Raw genomic sequence first — 19,892 nt, forward strand, 5'->3', positions numbered from 1 at the left:
CCCGCAGCGGGCCACCGTGCGAGGGCGTCGATCCGTGGACGAGGCTCGTCCTCCCTAGACTGGCGCCATGGCAGTCCAGCCCATCCGGCTCTTCGGTGACCCCGTGCTCCGCCAGCGCGCGATCGAGGTCGACAGCTTCGACCGCGACCTGCGCCAGCTCGTCACCGACCTCACCGACACCATGCTGGCGGCGCCGGGCGCGGGCCTGGCGGCGCCCCAGATCGGTGTGGGCCTGCGGGTCTTCACCTGGAACGTCGAGGGGGAGCTCGGGCACCTGGTCAATCCCTCGCTCGAGCTGTCCGACGAGACCCAGGACGGCGCTGAAGGCTGCCTGTCGCTGCCGGAGCTCACCTACGACTGCCTGCGCGCGCTGCGCGTCGTCGCCACCGGTTTCGACATGCACGGCGAGCCCGTGCGGATCGAGGCGTCGGAGTACCTCGCCCGTGCGATGCAGCACGAGACCGACCACCTCGACGGGATCCTCTTCATCGACAAGCTCGACACCGACGCGCGCAAGGCGGCGATGAAGGAGATCCGCGAGTCGGAGTGGTTCGGCCTCGAGCAGCCGACCGTGCGGATCAGCCCGCACGCGACCGGCGGTCTCGCCCGCTGATGCGCGTCGTCTTCGCCGGCACCCCCCAGGTCGCCCTGCCCGCGCTGGACGCCGTCGCCGCCAGCCGGCACGAGCTGGTCGGAGTCGTCACCCGTCCCGACGCCCCGAGCGGCCGCGGCCGGAAGCTGGTCGCCAGCCCGGTCGCCCAGCGGGCCGAGGAGCTCGGCGTACCCGTGCTCAAGCCCGAGCACCCGCGCGACCCCGACTTCCAGGTCGCGTTGGCCGACCTCCGACCCGACGCGTGCCCAGTGGTGGCCTACGGCGCGCTCCTGCCGCAGTCGGCGCTCGACCTCGTGCCGCACGGCTGGATCAACCTGCACTTCTCCGTCCTCCCGTCGTGGCGCGGTGCGGCGCCCGTCCAGCACGCGCTGTGGGCGGGGGACGAGGTCACCGGGGCGACGACGTTTCGGATCGTCAAGGAGCTCGACGCCGGACCGGTGTTCGGCGTGATGACCGAGCGCGTCCGCCCCGACGACACCGCCGGTGACCTGCTGGCGCGGCTCGCGGAGGGTGGCGCCGGGCTGCTGGTGCAGACCCTGGACGGGATCGAGGACGGATCGCTCGACGCCCGCGAGCAGCAGGAGGAGGGCGTCTCGTTCGCGCCGAAGATCCTCGTCGACGACGCCCGCATCGACTGGGGGCACCCCGCTGTCGGCATCGACCGGCAGGTCCGTGCGTGCACCCCGGGCCCCGGTGCCTGGAGCACGTTCGGAGGCGAGCGGATCAAGGTCGGACCCGTCCGGGTCGTCGACCGCGAGGCGATCCCACCCGGCGTCCTCGAGGTCACCAAGAACGCCGTCCTCGTCGGGACCGCGACCGCGCCCGTCCGGCTCGGCGAGGTCAAGCCGTTCGGCAAGAAGCAGATGGCCGCCGCCGACTGGGCCCGCGGCGTACGTCTCGAGTCCGGCGCGCGCCTGGGCGAGGACGTCTCGTGAGCTCACCGGCCGACCGTGCGGCCCGCCCCGAGGACATCGACGAGATCTGTGCGTCGTTGCCCGAGACCGAGCTCGGCACCTCGTGGGGCGACCGGCCGACGTGGAAGGTGCCGCGCGGCGCGAAGGGCAAGGGCTTCGTCCTCTACCGCGCGCCCGACAGGACGGCCGTCGACCCGGACACGGGGGAGATGTGGGACGACCTGGTCGTCATCCAGACGCCGACCGAGGTCGAGAAGGAGGCGCTCGTCGCGGACGGGTCGACGCCGTTCTTCACGATCGACCACTTCCGTGGCTACGCGGCCGTCCTCGTCCGGCAGTCGCGGCTCGGTGAGATCAGTCGGCAGGAGCTCGTCGAGGTCATCACCGACGCCTGGGCCGCCAAGGCGCCGAAGAAGCTGATGCGGGAGCACCTCGGTGAGTGATCGCCGCCCCGCGGCTGACCGCCCCCGGCGGGCGGCGCTCGACGTCCTGACCGCGGTGCGGGCCGACCAGGCCTACGCCAACCTCGTGCTGCCGCAGGTGCTCCGCAAGCACGGCCTGGCGGGCCGGGACGCGGCGCTGGCGACCGAGCTGGCGTCCGGCGCGATCCGGATGCGGGGGCTCTACGACCCGGTGATCGACGCGTGCCTGACCAGGCCGCGGCTGCAGGAGCAGGTGCGCGACGTGCTGCGGCTCGGGGTGCACCAGCTGCTGTCGATGCGGGTGCCCGACCACGCCGCGATCTCCACGAGCGTGGACCTCGTCAAGGCGAGCGTCGGGCGGGGGCCTTCGGGCCTGGTCAACGCCGTGCTGCGCAAGGTCAGCACGCGCTCGTACGACGACTGGGTCGACGAGGTCGCGCCGGACGCGAAGCGCGACCGGCACGGTCATCTGGCAGTGGCGCGCTCGCACCCGCGCTGGGTGGTCGACGCACTGGCCGAGGCGCTCGCGGCCGAAGGCGCGTCCGACGAGCTCGACGCGCTGCTCACCGCCGACAACGCCCCGCCGCGGGTCACACTGGCCGCCCGCCCGGGGCTCGCCGACGTCACCGAGCTGGAGGCCGTCGGTGGCACCCGCACCACCCGGTCGCCGTACGGCGTCGTGCTCGAGCGCGGTGACCCCGGCAGCATCCCGGCCGTGGCGGAGGGGCGCGCGGGGGTGCAGGACGAGGGATCGCAGCTCGTCGCCCTCGCGATGGCCGATGCGGACCTCGACGGACGCGACGAGCAGTGGCTCGACCTCTGCGCCGGGCCCGGGGGCAAGGCCGCGCTGCTGGCCGCGATCGCGGCGCAGCGCGGTGCCCACCTGGTCGCCAACGAGCGGCAGCCGCACCGTGCGGAGCTCGTGTCCTCGGCGATGCGGGCGGTCCCCGACGGCACCGTCCACGTGCTCGCCGGCGACGGCACCCGACCGCCGTGGGTGCCCGGGACGTTCGACCGGGTCCTCGTGGACGCGCCCTGCTCCGGGCTCGGCGCCCTACGTCGCCGGCCCGAGTCACGCTGGCGTCGTGCACCCGGGGACGTGGACGTGCTCGTCGGGCTCCAGCAGGTGCTGCTCGACGTGGCCATCGACTCCGTGCGTCCGGGCGGCGTCGTGGTCTATGCGACGTGCTCGCCCGTGGTCGCCGAGACGACCGCCGTGGTGGCCGCGGTGCTGGGCCGCCGGGGCGACGCCGACGAGGTGGCCCGGTTCCAGCTGTGGCCGCACCGCGACGGCACCGACGCCATGTTCGCCGCCACGCTGCGTCGCCGACCGCTCGGATGAGCCGGCACGCGAGCCACCCCGACAGGTGGGACCGAGCGGACTTCGCGGATTCACTTGCCGGACACCTGTTCACAAGGCTGCGGTAGCCGAGCATGATGTGATCAGCGCGGCGCATCGGGCGTCGCGTGATTGGGGAAGCGGGACGACGGATGCGGTTGCGTAGCACCATGGCGCTGGTGGCGTCGGCGACGATGTTGGCTGCCCTCGGCGCGGCCCCGGCGCAGGCGGCAGAGGGGGCGCAGCGGCTGACCGGCCCCGGTACCGGCGACCCCGACGTGTTCCTGACCTACGTCGGCTGCGACGCGCTGTTCGGAGCGGCCCAGCCGCCGCAGTCGCGCCTCAACCTCGGTCCCTACACCTCCCCGCTCGGGCGACGGTCGCTCGGCCTGGTGCCGGCCTCCGGCGGCACGGCCTCCGGTCCCTTCACCCGCTTCGGTTCGCTCGCGGCGCTCGACGCGTCGGTCGCCGTCGCGTCGACCTCGGGCAGCACCGGCGTCTCCTACGTCATGGCGATCACCCCGGACAACGTCCCCGGCACCGCTTGGCGCGGACGGGCGGCGCTGAGTGCGCCCGCCGGGTCCTGGACGACCGTGTCGACGGCTGCGACGTCGTACGACTGGACGCTCGTGGACCTCGCCACCCTCGCCTCGCTCGGGTCATCGGAGACCGCCACCCCGGCCGCCTTCGCCGCCGGGCACGGTGACGGTGCGGGCTTCGTCGTGACCGGGTTCGGCTGCGACGGCTCACCCTTCAACATCGACGCGGTCCGGGGCGCCGGGAGGACCTTCGACTGGGAGGGAACGGCGCTCGCCACCGGGATGTCCGTGGACCGCACCTCGGTCGACGCCGGGCAGTCGGTCTCGCTGACCGGCCGGGTGTCCGACCCGGGCGGACGCGTCACGGGTGACCCGCTCGTCCTCGAGTCCCGCCGTCCCGGTGGCGCCTGGGCCCCGGTCGGCGACCTCGTCGTCAGCGGCCCCGGGGGCCTCTCGCGAGTCGACGTCCCCGTCACCGAGACCACGGAGTTCCGCTGGCACCGGCCCGAGAGCCAGTACGCCGACGAGGGCTGGTCCGACGCGGTCACCGTCACGGTCGCCGAGCCCGCTGCCGCTCCCGAGGGTGCGTCGAAGAAGTAGCGCCCCGGCTAGGCTCCGTGACCATGGCGTCGCCGTTCACCGAGATCGAGGTCGACGATCGCGTCGTCAAGGTGACCAACCCGGACCGGGAGTACTTCCCGCCGCACGCCGGCCGGCCCGGCGCGACCAAGCTCGACCTGGTCGAGTACTACCTCGCGGTCGGCGACGGCATCGTCAACGCGCTCTTCGAGCGCCCGTGCATGCTGCACCGCTTCCCCAAGGGGCTGGCGGGGGACAAGGTGCACCAGAAGCGCCTGCCGGCCGGTGCGCCCGGGTGGGTGGAGACGGTCCAGCTGTTCTTCCCGCGGTGGAAGCGGACCGCCGACGAGCTCTGCGTCACCGAGCTCGCCAGCGTGATCTGGGCCGTGCAGATGTCGACCGTCGAGTTCCACCCGTGGAACAGCCGGCGCGCCGACACCGAGAAGCCCGACGAGTGGCGCATCGACCTCGACCCCGGCCCGGAGTGCGACTGGGCGACCGTCCAGCGCACGGCCCACGTCGCGCACGAGGTGCTCGACGAGCTCGGCGCGGTCGGCTTCCCGAAGACCAGCGGCGGCTCGGGGCTGCACATCTACGTGCGGATCCCGCCCGACCACGGCTTCCAGGACGTACGACGCGGCGCCCTGGCCTTCGCCCGCGAGGTCGAGCGCCGGGCCGACGGTGACGTCACCACGGCGTGGTGGCGCAAGGACCGCGACCCCTCGCAGCTCTTCGTCGACTACAACCAGAACGCGCGTGACCACACCATCGCGGCGGCCTACTCCGTGCGCGGCGTGCCGCAGGCGCGCGTCTCCGCGCCGATCCGCTGGGACGAGATCGACGACTGCACGCCCGACGACTTCACCATCTTCACGATGCCCGGGCGCTTCGCCGAGCTCGGCGACCTCCACGCCGACATCGACGCGCACGTCTTCGACATCGCCCCCCTCCTGGCCTGGGCCGACCGCGACGACGCCGAGGGCGCCGAGACCCCGCCCGAGCCCGAGGAGTCGTGAGCGCCGAGGCGTCGGGAGCGTTCTAGGGTGCGTCCATGGATGCCTCCCGCGACATCATCGAGTCCGCCAAGCCCCCGAAGCCGCCCAGGCCGGGAGCGCGGCCCGAGCCGATGGACCGTGGGCGCGGCGCGAGCCCCCTGGCGTGGATCATCGCCGCCTGCGCCGCTGCGGCTGCCGTCTTCACCGGCATCACCGCGTGGGAGACGCACCAGGACCGCCTGAACACCGAGACGGTCTACTGCACCTTCATGTCCGGCGCCCAGCCCGACGAGATGACCCCGTCGCAGAAGCGGATGGCCGACCAGCTCGGGTGTTCCTTGGGCTGACCCGCGGTCGGCGGCCGGTCCGCGCCTGCGCACGTGTCCGCGAGGTGGCCCCCGGAACGGTAGATCGCGGGCCAGGAGTCGGACACGTGTGGCGGACGTGGCCCCAGTGTGCGTCGTACGGCGGCCACGACCGCCGCCCAGTCGAGGCACTGCCTAGGATCGACCCGTGGGCATCCAGATCACGCCGAGCATCCTCAACGCCGACCTCTCGCGCCTGGCCGACGAGGTCGCCCGGATCCCGAGCGCCGACTGGGTGCACGTCGACGTGATGGACAACCACTTCGTCCCCAACCTGACCCTCGGCCTGCCGGTCGTCGAGGCGCTGGGCAAGCACGCCACCCAGCCGATCGACGTGCACCTGATGATCGAGGACCCCGACCGGTGGGCGCCGGCGTACGCCGAAGCCGGGTGCGGGTCCGTCACGTTCCACGCCGAGGCGGCCACGGCGCCCGTACGCCTCGCGCGCGAGATCCGCAGCCAGGGCGCCCGCGCGTCGATGGCACTCAAGCCAGCGACTCCCATCGAGCCCTACGAGTCGCTCCTGCCCGAGCTCGACATGGTCCTGATCATGACGGTGGAGCCGGGCTTCGGCGGTCAGGAGTTCCTCGACCTGTGCCTGCCCAAGATCCGTACGGCGCGCGAGCTGATGCGCAAGCACGACGTCGAGACGTGGCTCCAGGTCGACGGCGGCGTCTCCCTGGAGACCATCGAGCGCTGCGCCGAGGCGGGCGCTGACGTCTTCGTCGCGGGGTCGGCCGTCTACTCCGCCGACGACCCGGACGCGATGGTCCGCGAGCTGAAGGCAAAGGCCGAGGGGGCGCAGTCGTGACCGAGCGACCGACCGAGTCCGTGTGGGACTACCCGCGTCCGCCGCGGGTCGAGCCGAGCGACGAGCACGTGGTGGTCGAGCACGGGGGAGTGGTGGTCGCCGACACCACCCGCAGCCTCCGCGTGCTCGAGACCAGTCACCCACCGACGTACTACCTGCCCCGCAGCGCCTTCGCCGACGGCGTGCTCCGGGAGGCCCAGAAGGGCGCCAGCTGGTGCGAGTGGAAGGGTGCGGCCGACTACTTCGACCTCGTGGTCGGCGACGAGGTGTTGCGCTCGATCGCGTGGGCCTACCCGACGCCGTCGCCCGGGTTCGAGGCGCTGCTCGACCACGTCGCGCTCTACCCCGGCCGCGTCGACCGGTGCACGGTCGACGGCGAGGTCGTCGAGCCGCAGCCGGGCAGCTTCTACGGCGGCTGGATCACCTCGCGGGTCACCGGTCCGTTCAAGGGAGCACCCGGCACCCAGGGCTGGTGACCCCGCTCAGGAGCGTCAGCCGGCGAAGAGCGTCAGGCGCTGGCGGATGATCTTGCGGCGCAGCACGACGCGCCGCTTGCCGTCGTTGCCGATCCGCAGCCGGTCGAGCTCCCAGCCGCCGTGCTCCGCGCGCTCGACGAGCACCCGCGTGACGACGTTGCGCGAGAAGTCCTTCGGGAGCACGAGGGTCTCGAACTCCCACTCGACACCACGCCCGGGTGGGCGCCGCTGGATCCTGGCCACGGGTTCTCCTCTCGATGACAGGGGTCGAACGGGGACGGGCCGGGGACTATTCCGCCGACACGTCGTCGAGGGCGTCGACGATCTCGGCGGGGAGTGACAGCTCCTCGACGCCCAGGGCGCCGTCGAGCTGGGCGGCGGTGCGGGCACCGACGATGGGGGAGGTGACCCCCGGCCGGTCGCGGACCCACACGAGCGCCACCTCGAGCGGGGACCAGCCCAACCCGTCGGCAGCCCGCGCGACCGCCTCCACGATGCTCCGGCCGCGCTCGTCGAGGTAGGCGCCGACGAAGCCGGCGAAGTGCTCGGTCGCGGCACGCGAGTCCGACGGCGTACCGGTGCGGTACTTGCCGGTCAGGACGCCGCGACCCAGCGGGGACCACGGCAGCACGCCGAGGCCGAGCGCCTGCGCGGCGGGCACGACCTCGTGCTCGACGTGGCGGTTGAGCAGGGAGTACTCGACCTGGGTGGAGGCCAGCGGCACGCGGCCGGGCACGGCGCGCTGCCACGTCGCGGCCTGCGCGGTCTGCCACCCGGTGTAGTTGGAGATGCCGACGTAGGACGCGCGGCCGGACGTCACGGCGAGGTCGAGCGCACTCAGCGTCTCCTCGACGGGCGTCTCGTCGGTCCACACGTGCACCTGCCACAGGTCGACGTGGTCGACACCGAGCCGCTTCAGCGACGCGTCGAGGGTGGTGAGCAGGGTGCCGCGCGAGGTGTTGGTCACCCGCTCGCCCGTACGACGCGAGATGCCGGCCTTGGTCGCCAGGACCACCTCGTCGCGGGCGACGACGTCGCCGAGCAGGGTGCCGATGAGCTCCTCGCTCGCCCCGTCGCCGTACCCGGCCGCGGTGTCGAGGAGCGTCCCGCCCGCCTCGGCGAAGGCGATCAGCTGGTCGCGCGCCTCGTGCTCGTCGGTGTCGCGACCCCAGGTCATGGTGCCCAGGCCGAGCCGGGAGACCTTGAGTCCGGTGGCGCCGAGCGAACGCTGCTGCATGGACGCGAGCGTATCCACGCGCCCTCCAGGTTGGTTGCAGGGACGCGCCCGTAGGCTCACCACCCGTGACGGATCTCCTCAAGGCAGTCGTCCTCGGCCTGATCCAGGGGCTCACCGAGTTCCTGCCGATCTCCAGCAGCGCGCACCTGCGGATCTTCCCCGAGCTGTTCGGCTGGGGCGACCCGGGCGCCGCCTTCACGGCCGTCATCCAGATCGGCACGGAGCTCGCGGTCCTCATCTACTTCCGCAAGGACATCTGGCGCATCGCGAGCGCGTGGGTGCGCTCGGTGTTCCGCGCCGAGCACCGCGGCACGATGGACTCCCGGATGGGCTGGTACATCATCATCGGCTCGCTGCCGATCGTCGTGCTGGGCGTGCTGCTCAAGGACGTCATCGAGCGCGACTTCCGCAACCTCTGGATCATCGGTACCACGCTCATCGTGATGGGCATCGTGCTCGGCGTCGCCGACCGCGTCGGCCGCACGGACCGCTCGCTCGGGAAGATCACCCTCAAGGACGCCGTGCTGCTGGGTGCCGCGCAGGCACTCGCGCTGATCCCGGGCGTCTCTCGGTCGGGTGCGACCATCTCGATGGGCCGATTCCTCGGCCTCGACCGCGAGGCCGCGACCCGGTTCGCCTTCCTGCTCGCGATCCCCGCCGTCGTCGGCGCCGGCGTGTTCGAGCTCAAGGAGATCCCGCACGGCCACAACGACTTCGGCTGGGGCCCGACGATCACCGCGACCGTCGTCTCCTTCGTCGTGGGGTACGCCGCCATCGCGTGGCTGCTGCGCTACGTCAGCACCCGCTCCTACACGCCGTTCGTCGTCTACCGCGTCCTGCTCGGCGCTGCGACGCTCATCCTGCTCGGCGCAGGCGTGCTGACCGCCTGAAGGTGTCGGCCAGCAGCGCCAGCGCCACGACCTGCGTGATCGCGACGACCACCACGAGGGCGACCAGCGACCGCTCGTAGAGCCAGCCGGCCCCGACCCCGCCGACGATGGCGAGCAACCCCTGGATGCCGGCGAAGACGCCGTAGGCCGTCGCGCGCCGCGGGGCCTCGACGAGCTCGGCGACGACGGCCTTGATGGTGGAGTCCTGCACGCCCTGGGCGAAGCCCCACGCGGCGACACCGACGAGGACGGCCACGAGGGCCGACCCGAGGGCCAGGGCGGGCACCAGCGCCACGAGCACCGGCACCACCAGGAGGACCCGTGGCCCCGTGCGGTCGTAGACCGAGCCGACGGCCAGGGCAGCGACCGCCTCGACCGCCATCGCGGCGGCGTACACCACCGGGACCGCGGCGACGGGGAGCAGCCCCTCGACCGTGAGGTGGTAGCCGATGATGCCGAAGGTGACGAGCGCGCCGGTCGTCAACGACGCGGCGACCGCGTAGCGGAAGAAGTCGCCAGAGAGGCCCGCACCGACCGCCTCGGCCCACCAGCCGCGGCGCTCGGCAGGTGCCGTCGGGGCCGTCGCGGTCTCGTCGTACGCCGACGGGTCGGGGACGCGCGCCCGGAGAACCAGCAGCAGCACCATCGCGATCGCGCCCGGGACGGCCAGCACGGCCATGCCGGTCCAGATCGAGCTGACCGCGACCACGCCCGCGACCAGGAGCGGTCCGGCGAAGGCGCCCACCTGGTCGAGCGCCTTGTGCACGCCGAAGCCGCGGCCGCGGCCGACCGCCGCGGCGACGTGTGCCAGCAGGGCCGACTTCGACGGCGAGCGGACCGCCTTGCCGAGCCGCTCGAGCAGGATCATCGTCGCGCCGAACGCGAGCCCGGCGGCGCCGAGGCGGGGGGCCAGGGCGAGAAGCGGCACGCACACCGCGGTCAGGCCGTAGCCCAGGATCGTCAGGGACCAGTAGCGACCGGTGCGGTCGGCGATCGGGCCGAAGGCCAGCCGCAGCACCAGCGCGACGGCCTCGCCCGCGCCGGTGACGAGACCGACGACCAGCGCGGACGCGCCGAGCGCGGCGAGCAGGGGTCCGTAGACCGAGCGGGCGCCCTCGTAGACCATGTCCGCGAAGAGGCTGACGAAGCCGAACCACCACACGACGCGCCAGGCGGACGGTCGGCTCACAGCCACCCGGACTTCTTGAACCAGACGAACAGACCGCCCACCATCGCGGCCATCAGCAGGAGCGCGTAGGGGTATCCGTAGGTCCAGTGCAGCTCGGGCATGTGGTCGAAGTTCATGCCGTAGACCCCGGCGACGAGGGTCGGCACGACGACCAGCGCAGCACCGGCCGAGATCTTGCGCATGTCCTCGTTCTGCTGGATCGAGATCCGGGCGAGGTGCGCGTCGAAGGCGGTGGACAGGAGCTGGTCCAGGCTGTCGATGACGTCGGCGACGCGCTGCAGGTGGTCGGAGACGTCGCGGAAGTACGTCGCGGTGTCCGTCGAGATGGCCGGGTGCAGGCCCATCGCGAACTTCCGCATCGGCTCGCGCAGCGGCAGGACCGCCCGACGCACCTCCGCGATCTCGCGCTTGAGGACGTAGATCCGGTTGGAGTCGTCCGTGCGCGCCTCGGAGAAGACGGAGACCTCGACCTCGTCGACGTCCTCCTCGAGCGCGGCGCCGACCTTCTCGTACTCGTCCACCACCCGGTCGCAGATCGCGTAGAGCACGGCCATCGGTCCGTGCTCGAGCACTCCGGCCCGGTCCTCGACGTCGCGGCGGGACGACGACAGGTCCACGCCCTCGCCGTGGCGCACGGTCACCACGAAGTCCTTGCCGACGAAGATGTTGATCTCGCCGGTCTCGACCGCGTCCTCCTCGTCGACGTACCAGAGCGTCTTGAGCACGAGGAAGAGCGTGTCGCCGTAGCGCTCGAGCTTGGGCCGCTGGTGGGAGTCACCGGCGTCCTCGACGGCCAGCGGGTGCAGGTCGAAGGTGCGCGCGACGAGCTCGAGCTCCTCGTCGCTCGGGTCGTGGATGCCGACCCACTGGAAGTCGCCCGGGTCGCACGGAACGCGCGCATAGCCGAGGCTCTGGTCGTCGTCGCCGGCGATGGGCACCCGCTTGCCCGAGTGGTAGAGGGCGTTGTCGACGATCACGTCGTCAGGCTAGTGCCCCCGACGCTCATCACGGCCTCGGTAGGGTCGCATCCGTGCCCACGGTCATCCTCGTCCGACACGGCCGCTCGACGGCCAACACGGCCGGCGTCCTCGCCGGTCGCACGCCAGGAGTCCACCTCGACGACGCCGGCGTGCAGCAGGCGGTCGCCGTCGGCGAGCGGCTCGCCGGAGTCCGCCTGGCCGCGGCGGTCACCAGCCCGCTCGAGCGGTGCCGCGAGACGTGCAAGGAGGTCACGGCGCGACAGGCGTCGCCGCTGCGGGCGAGCACCGACAAGCAGCTCTCCGAGTGCGACTACGGCGAGTGGCAGGGCCGGGCCCTGAAGGACCTGGCCAAGGAGAAGCTCTGGAAGACCGTGCAGGCGCAGCCGTCCGCGGCCGCCTTCCCGGGCGGTGAGTCGATGCGGGCCATGCAGGACCGGGCGGTCGCCGCCATCCGCCGTCACGACGCCCGCGTCGCCGCCGAGCACGGCGACGACGCGGTCTGGCTCGCGGTGAGCCACGGTGACGTCATCAAGTCGATCCTCGCCGACGCGCTCGGCACCCACCTCGACCTCTTCCAGCGCATCCACGTGGACCCGGCCTCGGTGTCCGTCGTGCGCTACACCGAGTCGCGGCCGTTCGTCCTCGGCACCAACACCCATGGCGGCGACCTGTCGTGGTTGACGCCCGCGAAGGCCGCGAAGAAGTCGTCGCGCCGCCGAGCCACGTCGAGCGACGCCATGGTGGGCGGGGGAGCAGGACCGGGCACCCCGTCGACCCAGACAGCGACGTCCTAGGGTGAGTGACATGCCCGTCGTGCACCGCTTCGACCCACCCGAGCGCTTCGTCGCCGGCACCGTCGGCGAGCCCGGCTCGCGGACCTTCTTCCTCCAGGCACGTGAGGGCACCCGGATCGTCAGCGTCTCGCTGGAGAAGCAGCAGGTCTCCGCGCTGGCCGAGCGCATCGACGAGCTCCTCGACGAGCTGATGGGCGCCGCGGGCGACGTGCTCATCCCGGCGATCGCCCCGCGCGACATGGTCGACGGCCAGCCGCTCGAGCAGCCGATCCAGGAGGAGTTCCGCGCCGGGACCATGACGCTGTCGTGGGACAGCAGCGACGAGCGCGTCGTGATCGAGGTCTTCCCGTTCACCGAGGCCGCCGTGGTGTCGCCCGAGCAGCTGCAGGAGGACCTCGAGGACCTGCTCGAGCCCGAGCCCGAGGAGATCTTCCTCGTCAGGATCACCGCGGCCGCGGCCCGCTCGTTCGTCGAGCGCTCACGCACCGTGGTCGGCGCCGGCCGGCCCGACTGCCCGTTCTGCGGCGAGCCCATCGACCCCGACGGCCACCTGTGTGTCCGTGCCAACGGCTTCCGGCGCCGTGACCCCTGAGACCTCACCGCTGGTCCCGCGCGACTTCCCGACCGGCGAGCTGACCCTGCACGGCCGGGTGCTGCCGGCCTCCAACGCGACGTTCGTCGGCGAGATCGGCGGCGTCCGCGTCGTCTACAAGCCCATCGCGGGCGAGCGGCCGCTGTGGGACTTCCCCGACGGCACGCTCGCCAACCGTGAGGTGGCGGCGTACGCCGTCTCGGAGGCGCTCGGCTGGGACGTCGTACCCCCGACGGTGTTGGGCGACGGGCCGCACGGTCCCGGCATGGTGCAGCTGTGGCGCGACGAGGTCGAGGACCAGGACCCCGTCGACATCGTGCGCGAGGGCCAGGTCCCGGGCGGCTTCCGTCACGTCTTCGACGGCCTCGACGCCCACGACGAGCCGGTGTCGCTCGTGCACGAGGACTCTCCCGAGCTGCGCCGGATGGCGCTGTTCGACGTCGTGGTCAACAACGCCGACCGCAAGGGCGGCCACGTCCTGCCGATGGCGGACGGGCACCGGCACGGCGTCGACCACGGGCTGACCTTCCACGTCGAGAACAAGCTCCGCACCGTCCTGTGGGGCTTCGTCGGCGAACCCGTGACCGACGAGGAGGCCGAGGGGCTCCGGCGTCTGGCCACGGCCCTCGACGACGACCTGGGAGCGAGGCTCGCGGGGCTGCTGACCCGCGACGAGGTCGCGGTCACGAAGCGGCGGGTCACCCGGCTGCTCGACCGCGGGACGTTCCCCGCCCCGGCCTCGTCGGCGTACCCCGTGATCCCGTGGCCTCCCTTCTAGCCGGATAGGCTGCCGCCCATGCGCGCCTGGTCGTCCCCCGACGTTCCCCGACTGCCGGTCACGGCCCCCGCGGTGCGGATCCACGACACCGCGAGCGACGAGATCGTCGAGACGCGTCCGGAGGGTGCGGCGCGAATGTACGTCTGCGGCATCACGCCCTACGACGCGACCCACATGGGGCACGCCGCGACCTACGTCGGCTTCGACCTGCTGCACCGCGCGTGGCGCAACGCCGGCCACGAGGTCACCTACGTGCAGAACGTCACCGACGTCGACGACCCGCTGCTCGAGCGGGCCGCCAAGGTCCACGTCGACTGGGTCGAGCTCGCCGAGCGCGAGACCCAGCTCTTCCGCGACGACATGGAGGCACTGCGCGTCCTGCCGCCCGCGCACTACACGGGGGCGGTGGAGTCGATCCCGCAGGTCATCGAGCTGATCGAGCGCCTCGACGAGACCGGCGCGGTCTACCAGGTCGAGGACGACCTCTACTTCTCCGTCACCGCCGACGACGCCTTCGGCGCGGTGTCCCACCTCGACCGCGAGTCGATGCTCGAGATCTTCGGCGAGCGCGGTGGCGACCCGGACCGCGAGGGGAAGAAGGACCCGCTCGACTGCCTGCTCTGGCGCGCCGAGCGTCCCGGCGAGCCGTCCTGGCCCAGCCCGTGGGGTCCGGGCCGGCCCGGCTGGCACATCGAGTGCTCCGCGATCGCGCTGCACCACCTCGGCACCGCCTTCGACGTCCAGGGCGGCGGCAGTGACCTGGTCTTCCCGCACCACGAGATGTCGGCCGGCGAGGCCCAGGTCGCGCACCCGGGGGAGCGGTTCGCCCGCGCCTACGCGCACGCCGGGATGGTGGCCTACGACGGCGAGAAGATGTCGAAGTCCAAGGGCAACCTGGTCTTCGTCTCCGCGCTGCGGATGAGCGACGTCGACCCGATGGCGATCCGGCTCGTCCTGCTGCGCCACCACTACCGCAGCGACTGGGAGTGGACCGACGACCAGCTCTGGGACGCCGTCGACACGCTCGCCGACTGGCGCCGCGCCCTCGCGCTCGGCCACGGTGCCGACTCGGCTCCCGTCGTCGAGCGGGTGCTGGCCGCCCTGGCCGACGACCTCGACGCCCCGACGGCCGTCGCGGCCGTCCAGGAGTGGGTCGACGCGACCCTCGGCACGACCGGGCTCGCCGACACCTCGGACCACGACGCGGCGACGACTGTCCACCGCCTCCTCGACGCGGCGCTCGGCCTGTCGCTCTGACGTACGGCTCGGGCGGGCTCGAGCGGTGGCTGAGCCACATTCTCTAGGCTGGGAATGTGGCTGGACCACCGCCCACCGGCGAGTCGCCGTACGACACGCGGGGCAGCGGTGGCTGAGCCACATTCTCGAGGCTGGGAATGTGGCTGGACCACCGCCCACCGGCGAGTCGCCGTACGAACGCGGGGCAGCGGTGGCTGAGCCACATTCTCGAGGCTGGGAATGTGGCTGGACCACCGCCCAGCAGGGTCAGTCGGTGTCGCGGCGCTTGAGGTAGCGCTCGAACTCGCGCGCGATGGCCTCGCCGGAGGCCTCGGGGAGGTCGGCGGTGTCCCGGGTCTCCTCCAGCGCCCGGACGTAGTCGGCGACGTCCTCGTCCTCGGCGGCGAGCTCGTCGACGCCGCGCTCCCAGGCCTTGGAGTCCTCGACCAGGTCGCCGAGGGGCATCGGGGCCTGGAGCAGCTCCTCGAGCTGCCCGAGCAGGGCCAGCGTGGCCTTGGGGCACGGCGGCTGGGCGACGTAGTGGGGGACCGCTGCCCAGTAGGAGACGGCCGGGATGTCGAGCTGCGTGCAGGCGTCGTTGAAGACGCCGACGATGCCCGTCGGCCCCTCGTAGGTGGACTGCTCGAGGTCGAGCCGGTCGACGAGCTCCGGCTCGGACGCCGTGCCGGTGACGGGGATGGGCCGCGTGTGCGGGGTGTCGGCGAGGAGCGCGCCGAGGGTCACGACCAGCTCCGCGCTCAGGTCGTCGCAGGCGGCGAGGAGCTCGGCGCAGAACTGGCGCCACTTCATGCTCGGCTCGATGCCGCGCACCAGGATCACGTCGCGGTCCAGCTCGGCGGGCCGGGCGACCGCGATCCGCGTGGTGGGCCAGGCCAGCCGACGGTGCCCGTTGACGTCGGTGCTGATGACCGGCCGGTTGACCTGGAAGTCGTAGAACTCCTCCGGGTCGATCGCGCCGATCACTTCGGCCTTCCACTGCTCCATCAGGTGGTCGACGAGGCCGGAGGCCGCATCGGCGGCGTCGTTCCATCCCTCGAAGGCGGCGATCACCACGGGGGAGACGAGGTCCTGCACGTCGTCGAACTCGATCACCACTCCACCCTAGGACCCACGCACCAGCGTTCCGCCGTGATTTCGTGAGGGGTGTCGCCCGGTGCCACGATGTGGGAACCAGGTCCGCGTGTCGGACACCGTTCCTACGCTGGATCTCCACCAGCACGGAAGGCAGCCTGTGAAGCAGCACCACCGTCCCGACGCCACCGACACCCTCACCCAGGTGATGGGCCAGCGGATCATGGTGCTCGACGGGGCGATGGGCACGGCCATCCAGCGCGACCGCCCCGACGAGGCGGGCTACCGCGGCGAGCGATTCGCCGACCACCCCAGCGACCTCGTCGGCAACAACGACCTGCTGACGATCACGCAGCCCCAGATCATCCGGTCGATCCACGAGGAGTACCTCCGCGCGGGCGCTGACATCATCGAGACCAACACCTTCAACGCCAACGCGGTGTCGCTCGCCGACTACGGCCTCGAGGAGCTGGCCTACGAGCTCAACTACGAGTCCGCGCGGCTCGCACGTGCCGCCGCCGACGAGGTGGCCACCGACGACCGCCCCCGCTGGGTCGCCGGTGCCCTCGGCCCGACGACGCGCACGGCGTCGATCTCGCCCGACGTCAACGACCCGGGCGCGCGCAACGTCTCCTTCGACCAGCTCGCCGACGCCTACCTGACGGCCGCCCGCGGCCTCGTCGACGGCGGCGCCGACCTGCTGATGATCGAGACGATCTTCGACACCCTCAACGCCAAGGCCGCGATCTTCGCGGTCGAGACGCTGTTCGAGGAGCAGGAGCGCCGCTGGCCGGTGATCATCTCCGGCACCATCACCGACGCCTCCGGCCGGACGCTGTCCGGCCAGGTCACCGAGGCGTTCTGGGACTCCGTACGCCACGCGCGCCCGCTGGCGGTCGGCCTCAACTGTGCCCTCGGGGCGCGGGACATGCGCCCCTACGTCGCCGAGCTGTCGCGCCTGGCGGACTCGTTCGTCAGCGTCTACCCCAACGCCGGGCTGCCCAACGCCTTCGGTGAGTACGACGAGACCCCCGACCAGACGGCGGGCGTCCTGGCCGAGTTCGCCGACGCCGGCTTCCTCAACCTGGTCGGCGGCTGCTGCGGCACCACCCCCGACCACATCGCCGCCATCGCCGCGGCCGTCGAGGGCAAGGAGCGCCGAGCGCCGGCGACCCACGAGCCGGTCATGCGCCTCTCGGGCCTCGAGCCGCTGACCATCACCGAGGACAGCCTCTTCGTCAACGTCGGCGAGCGCACCAACATCACCGGGTCCGCCCGCTTCCGCAAGCTGATCAAGGACGGTGACTACGACACGGCCCTGAGCGTCGCGGCGCAGCAGGTGGAGTCCGGTGCGCAGGTCATCGACGTCAACATGGACGAGGGGATGATCGACGGCGTCGCCGCGATGGACCGCTTCCTCAAGCTCATCGCCGCCGAGCCCGACATCAGCCGCGTGCCGGTGATGGTCGACTCGTCCAAGTGGGAGGTGATCGAGGCCGGCCTGAAGTGCGTGCAGGGCAAGGCGATCGTCAACTCCATCTCGATGAAGGAGGGCGAGGAGGCGTTCCGCGACCACGCCCGCCTGTGCCGCAAGTACGGCGCCGCTGTCGTGGTGATGGCGTTCGACGAGGACGGCCAGGCCGACAACCTCGAGCGCCGCAAGGCGATCTGCGAGCGGGCCTACCGCATCCTGGTCGACGAGGTCGGGTTCCCGCCCGAGGACATCATCTTCGACCCCAACGTCTTCGCCGTCGCGACCGGCATCGAGGAGCACGCCACCTACGGCGAGGACTTCATCGAGGCCACCCGCTGGATCAAGCAGAACCTCCCCGGCGCCAAGGTCAGCGGTGGCATCTCCAACGTCTCGTTCTCGTTCCGGGGCAACAACCCGGTCCGCGAGGCGATCCACGCGGTCTTCCTGTTCCACGCCATCCGCGCCGGTCTGGACATGGGCATCGTCAACGCGGGCGCGCTCGTGGTCTACGACGAGGTCGACCCCGAGCTGCGCGAGCGCATCGAGGACGTCGTGCTCAACCGGCGACCGGACGCTGCCGAGCGCCTGCTCGAGATCGCGGAGCGGTTCAACGTCGCGGCGGCGGACGCCGAGGTGCCCCAGGACGAGTGGCGCGAGCTGCCGCTGCGCGAGCGGATCACGCACTCGCTGGTCAAGGGCATCGACGGGTTCGTCGAGGCGGACACCGAGGCGCTCCGCCTCGAGATCGCCGAGGCCGGAGGGCGGCCGATCGAGGTCATCGAGGGTCCGCTGATGGACGGGATGAACGTCGTCGGCGACCTGTTCGGCGCCGGCAAGATGTTCCTTCCCCAGGTCGTCAAGAGCGCCCGCGTGATGAAGAAGGCGGTCGCCTACCTCATCCCGTTCATCGAGCAGGAGAAGGCCAACGACCCCGAGCTCGCCAAGTCCAAGGACACCAACGGCACGATCGTCATGGCGACCGTCAAGGGCGACGTGCACGACATCGGCAAGAACATCGTCGGCGTCGTGCTCCAGTGCAACAACTACGAGGTCATCGACCTCGGCGTCATGGTGCCGGCCCAGAAGATCCTCGACACCGCGACCGAGGTCGGTGCCGACATCATCGGCCTGTCCGGCCTGATCACGCCGTCGCTCGACGAGATGGTCAACTTCGCCTCCGAGATGCAGCGCCTCGGCCTCGACATCCCGCTCCTGATCGGCGGCGCGACGACCTCCCGCGCGCACACGGCGGTCAAGATCGACCAGAAGTACGACGGCCCGGTCGTCTGGGTGAAGGACGCCTCGCGGTCGGTCCCGACGGCTGCCGCCCTGCTGCACCCGGAGCGTCGCGAGCAGCTGATGGCCGACGTGCAGGCCGACTTCGACTCGCTCCGCGCGCGCCATGCGTCCAAGAACGACCGGCCGATGGTGACCCTCGAGCAGGCTCGCGCCAACGCGAGCCCGATCGACTGGACCGGCTACCACCCGCCCCGGCCCAAGATGCTGCTCCAGCAGGACCACGCGGTGTCGACCGTCATCGGGACGCCCGTCACCCAGCACGTCCGCGTGCTGCGTGACGTCGACCTCTCGGTGCTGCGCCGGTACATCGACTGGCAGCCGTTCTTCAACGCATGGGAGATGAAGGGCGCCTTCCCCGACATCCTCAACAACCCGAGCTCCGGCCCGGCCGCCCGCAAGCTGTACGACGACGCGCAGGCGATGCTCGACACGATGATCGAGGAGAGGTGGATCCGCGCCCACGGCGTGGTCGGGTTCTTCCCGGCCGCCTCGGTGGGCGACGACGTCGAGCTCTACCTCGGCACCGACCGCGACGAGGTCCACGCGACGCTGCACCACCTGCGGCAGCAGGGCCAGCACCGCGACGGCGTACCCAACCGCAGCCTCGCCGACTACGTCGCCCCCAAGGACTCCGGCCTGCGCGACCACGTCGGCGCCTTCGCGGTGACGGCTGGCGACGGCCTTGCCGAGCGGGTCGAGGCGTTCCGCGCCGAGCTCGACGACTACAACGCGATCCTGCTCGAGTCGCTGGGCGACCGCCTCGCCGAGGCCTTCGCCGAACGGCTCCACGAGCGGGTCCGCAAGGAGCTGTGGGGCTACGCGCCCGACGAGCACCTCGACAACGTCGGGCTCATCAAGGAACAGTACGACGGCATCCGGCCGGCGCCGGGCTACCCCGCCTGCCCGGAGCACACCGAGAAGCAGACCCTGTGGAGGCTCCTCGACGTCGAGGAGCACACCGGCATCAGGCTCACCGAGTCGATGGCGATGTGGCCGGGTGCCTCCGTCAGCGGCTTCTACTACTCCCACCCGGAGTCGCAGTACTTCGTGGTCGGCCGCCTGGGCCGCGACCAGGTCGCCGACTACGCCGAGCGCAAGGGCTGGACGCTCGCCGAGGCCGAGCGGTGGCTCTCGCCCAACCTCGGCTACGACCCGGAGGACTGAGCAGCGCCGCCCGGACGATACGTCGCTGCGCATCGCGGACAGGAAAGACGGGAACCGTCCGGGATGGGTCGGTGTGCGGTACAACTGACGCCGACCTGACGAGGAGCGCGAGCA

Annotated in this window: 20 protein-coding genes; 15 read left to right on the forward strand and 5 right to left on the reverse strand. The window is 71.9% G+C overall.

What is annotated here, in order from left to right; translation table 11 throughout:
• Nucleotides 1–67 precede the first annotated feature (67 nt).
• The 9 genes from def to L2K70_RS08685 all read left to right on the forward strand — a co-directional run bounded on the left by def (nucleotide 68) and on the right by L2K70_RS08685 (nucleotide 7,053).
• Entirely contained in the window at nucleotides 68–613 is a 546-nt protein-coding gene (gene def / locus L2K70_RS08645) for a peptide deformylase (RefSeq protein ID WP_236401322.1), read from the forward strand.
• A complete protein-coding gene (fmt, locus tag L2K70_RS08650; protein ID WP_236401324.1) occupies nucleotides 613–1,548 on the forward strand; it encodes a methionyl-tRNA formyltransferase in 936 nt (311 codons plus the stop codon). Before def ends, fmt begins: the two co-directional genes overlap by 1 nt.
• Complete coding sequence (locus L2K70_RS08655) at nucleotides 1,545–1,970, forward strand: MmcQ/YjbR family DNA-binding protein (protein WP_236401325.1); 426 nt, start codon at nucleotides 1,545–1,547, stop codon at nucleotides 1,968–1,970. Before fmt ends, L2K70_RS08655 begins: the two co-directional genes overlap by 4 nt.
• Entirely contained in the window at nucleotides 1,963–3,291 is a 1,329-nt protein-coding gene (locus L2K70_RS08660; RefSeq protein ID WP_236401327.1) for an RsmB/NOP family class I SAM-dependent RNA methyltransferase, read from the forward strand. Before L2K70_RS08655 ends, L2K70_RS08660 begins: the two co-directional genes overlap by 8 nt.
• A gap of 167 nt (nucleotides 3,292–3,458) precedes the next feature.
• The gene (locus L2K70_RS08665; protein WP_236401329.1) at nucleotides 3,459–4,427 is read left to right on the forward strand and encodes a hypothetical protein; all 969 of its coding nucleotides are present in this window, start codon (nucleotides 3,459–3,461) and stop codon (nucleotides 4,425–4,427) included.
• A 23-nt stretch (nucleotides 4,428–4,450) separates the two neighbouring features.
• Nucleotides 4,451–5,422, forward strand: coding sequence for a DNA polymerase domain-containing protein (locus tag L2K70_RS08670; protein ID WP_236401331.1), 972 nt, complete (start codon nucleotides 4,451–4,453; stop codon nucleotides 5,420–5,422).
• 35 nt (nucleotides 5,423–5,457) lie between these two features.
• Nucleotides 5,458–5,748, forward strand: coding sequence for a hypothetical protein (locus tag L2K70_RS08675; RefSeq protein ID WP_236401333.1), 291 nt, complete (start codon nucleotides 5,458–5,460; stop codon nucleotides 5,746–5,748).
• Between the two features lie 166 nt (nucleotides 5,749–5,914).
• A complete protein-coding gene (gene rpe, locus L2K70_RS08680) occupies nucleotides 5,915–6,577 on the forward strand; it encodes a ribulose-phosphate 3-epimerase (protein ID WP_236401335.1) in 663 nt (220 codons plus the stop codon).
• Nucleotides 6,574–7,053, forward strand: coding sequence for a DUF427 domain-containing protein (locus L2K70_RS08685; RefSeq protein ID WP_236401337.1), 480 nt, complete (start codon nucleotides 6,574–6,576; stop codon nucleotides 7,051–7,053). The genes rpe and L2K70_RS08685 overlap by 4 nt, the downstream gene beginning before the upstream one ends.
• 15 nt (nucleotides 7,054–7,068) lie before the next feature.
• On the opposite strand, the gene L2K70_RS08690 is transcribed toward L2K70_RS08685, so the two are convergent.
• Together L2K70_RS08690 and L2K70_RS08695 are read right to left on the reverse strand one after the other, a co-directional pair.
• The gene (locus L2K70_RS08690; RefSeq protein WP_179620627.1) at nucleotides 7,069–7,296 is read right to left on the reverse strand and encodes a DUF5703 family protein; all 228 of its coding nucleotides are present in this window, start codon (nucleotides 7,294–7,296) and stop codon (nucleotides 7,069–7,071) included.
• Between the two features lie 46 nt (nucleotides 7,297–7,342).
• Entirely contained in the window at nucleotides 7,343–8,290 is a 948-nt protein-coding gene (locus tag L2K70_RS08695) for an aldo/keto reductase (protein WP_236401339.1), read from the reverse strand.
• A 65-nt stretch (nucleotides 8,291–8,355) separates the two neighbouring features.
• On the opposite strand from L2K70_RS08695, the gene L2K70_RS08700 reads away from it, so the two are divergent.
• Nucleotides 8,356–9,180 (forward strand): undecaprenyl-diphosphate phosphatase, encoded by an 825-nt coding sequence (locus L2K70_RS08700; RefSeq protein ID WP_236401341.1) that lies wholly within the window; start codon nucleotides 8,356–8,358, stop codon nucleotides 9,178–9,180.
• Here the strand turns inward: L2K70_RS08700 and L2K70_RS08705 are convergent.
• Nucleotides 9,146–10,369: an MFS transporter gene (locus L2K70_RS08705; protein ID WP_236401343.1), complete on the reverse strand. Its 1,224-nt coding sequence runs from the start codon at nucleotides 10,367–10,369 to the stop codon at nucleotides 9,146–9,148. The two genes, L2K70_RS08700 and L2K70_RS08705, sit on opposite strands and share 35 nt — an antisense overlap.
• The gene (corA, locus tag L2K70_RS08710; RefSeq protein WP_236401345.1) at nucleotides 10,366–11,346 is read right to left on the reverse strand and encodes a magnesium/cobalt transporter CorA; all 981 of its coding nucleotides are present in this window, start codon (nucleotides 11,344–11,346) and stop codon (nucleotides 10,366–10,368) included. The genes L2K70_RS08705 and corA overlap by 4 nt, the downstream gene beginning before the upstream one ends.
• 53 nt (nucleotides 11,347–11,399) lie before the next feature.
• On the opposite strand from corA, the gene L2K70_RS08715 reads away from it, so the two are divergent.
• Genes L2K70_RS08715 through mshC form a run of 4 tightly spaced genes read left to right on the forward strand, consistent with a single transcriptional unit; the run spans nucleotide 11,400 to nucleotide 14,770 of the window.
• Nucleotides 11,400–12,143: a histidine phosphatase family protein gene (locus L2K70_RS08715; RefSeq protein ID WP_236401347.1), complete on the forward strand. Its 744-nt coding sequence runs from the start codon at nucleotides 11,400–11,402 to the stop codon at nucleotides 12,141–12,143.
• A 10-nt stretch (nucleotides 12,144–12,153) separates the two neighbouring features.
• Complete coding sequence (locus L2K70_RS08720; protein WP_236401349.1) at nucleotides 12,154–12,735, forward strand: DUF3090 domain-containing protein; 582 nt, start codon at nucleotides 12,154–12,156, stop codon at nucleotides 12,733–12,735.
• Complete coding sequence (locus tag L2K70_RS08725; protein WP_236401351.1) at nucleotides 12,725–13,513, forward strand: SCO1664 family protein; 789 nt, start codon at nucleotides 12,725–12,727, stop codon at nucleotides 13,511–13,513. The genes L2K70_RS08720 and L2K70_RS08725 overlap by 11 nt, the downstream gene beginning before the upstream one ends.
• 18 nt (nucleotides 13,514–13,531) lie before the next feature.
• Nucleotides 13,532–14,770 carry a cysteine--1-D-myo-inosityl 2-amino-2-deoxy-alpha-D-glucopyranoside ligase gene (gene mshC, locus L2K70_RS08730; RefSeq protein WP_236401352.1) on the forward strand — a complete coding sequence of 413 codons (1,239 nt, stop codon included), beginning with the start codon at nucleotides 13,532–13,534 and terminating at the stop codon, nucleotides 14,768–14,770.
• A 246-nt stretch (nucleotides 14,771–15,016) separates the two neighbouring features.
• On the opposite strand, the gene L2K70_RS08735 is transcribed toward mshC, so the two are convergent.
• Nucleotides 15,017–15,862, reverse strand: a complete 846-nt coding sequence (locus L2K70_RS08735; RefSeq protein ID WP_236401354.1) for a PAC2 family protein — start codon at nucleotides 15,860–15,862, stop codon at nucleotides 15,017–15,019.
• Between the two features lie 187 nt (nucleotides 15,863–16,049).
• On the opposite strand from L2K70_RS08735, the gene metH reads away from it, so the two are divergent.
• Complete coding sequence (gene metH, locus L2K70_RS08740) at nucleotides 16,050–19,778, forward strand: methionine synthase (RefSeq protein WP_236401559.1); 3,729 nt, start codon at nucleotides 16,050–16,052, stop codon at nucleotides 19,776–19,778.
• The last annotated feature ends 114 nt before the right edge of the window (nucleotides 19,779–19,892 follow it).

This window comes from Nocardioides potassii, from assembly GCF_021648885.1.
Classification (GTDB): Bacteria; Actinomycetota; Actinomycetes; order Propionibacteriales; family Nocardioidaceae; genus Nocardioides; species Nocardioides potassii.

Coding starts and splice junctions, on each gene's coding strand:
- L2K70_RS08695 (WP_236401339.1), bottom strand. CDS start 8,290: ATGCAGCAGCGTTCGCTCGGCGCCACCGGACTCAAGGTCTCCCGGCTC.
- metH (WP_236401559.1), top strand. CDS start 16,050: ATGGGCCAGCGGATCATGGTGCTCGACGGGGCGATGGGCACGGCCATC.
- mshC (WP_236401352.1), top strand. CDS start 13,532: ATGCGCGCCTGGTCGTCCCCCGACGTTCCCCGACTGCCGGTCACGGCC.
- L2K70_RS08720 (WP_236401349.1), top strand. CDS start 12,154: ATGCCCGTCGTGCACCGCTTCGACCCACCCGAGCGCTTCGTCGCCGGC.
- fmt (WP_236401324.1), top strand. CDS start 613: ATGCGCGTCGTCTTCGCCGGCACCCCCCAGGTCGCCCTGCCCGCGCTG.
- L2K70_RS08670 (WP_236401331.1), top strand. CDS start 4,451: ATGGCGTCGCCGTTCACCGAGATCGAGGTCGACGATCGCGTCGTCAAG.
- L2K70_RS08665 (WP_236401329.1), top strand. CDS start 3,459: ATGGCGCTGGTGGCGTCGGCGACGATGTTGGCTGCCCTCGGCGCGGCC.
- def (WP_236401322.1), top strand. CDS start 68: ATGGCAGTCCAGCCCATCCGGCTCTTCGGTGACCCCGTGCTCCGCCAG.
- L2K70_RS08675 (WP_236401333.1), top strand. CDS start 5,458: ATGGATGCCTCCCGCGACATCATCGAGTCCGCCAAGCCCCCGAAGCCG.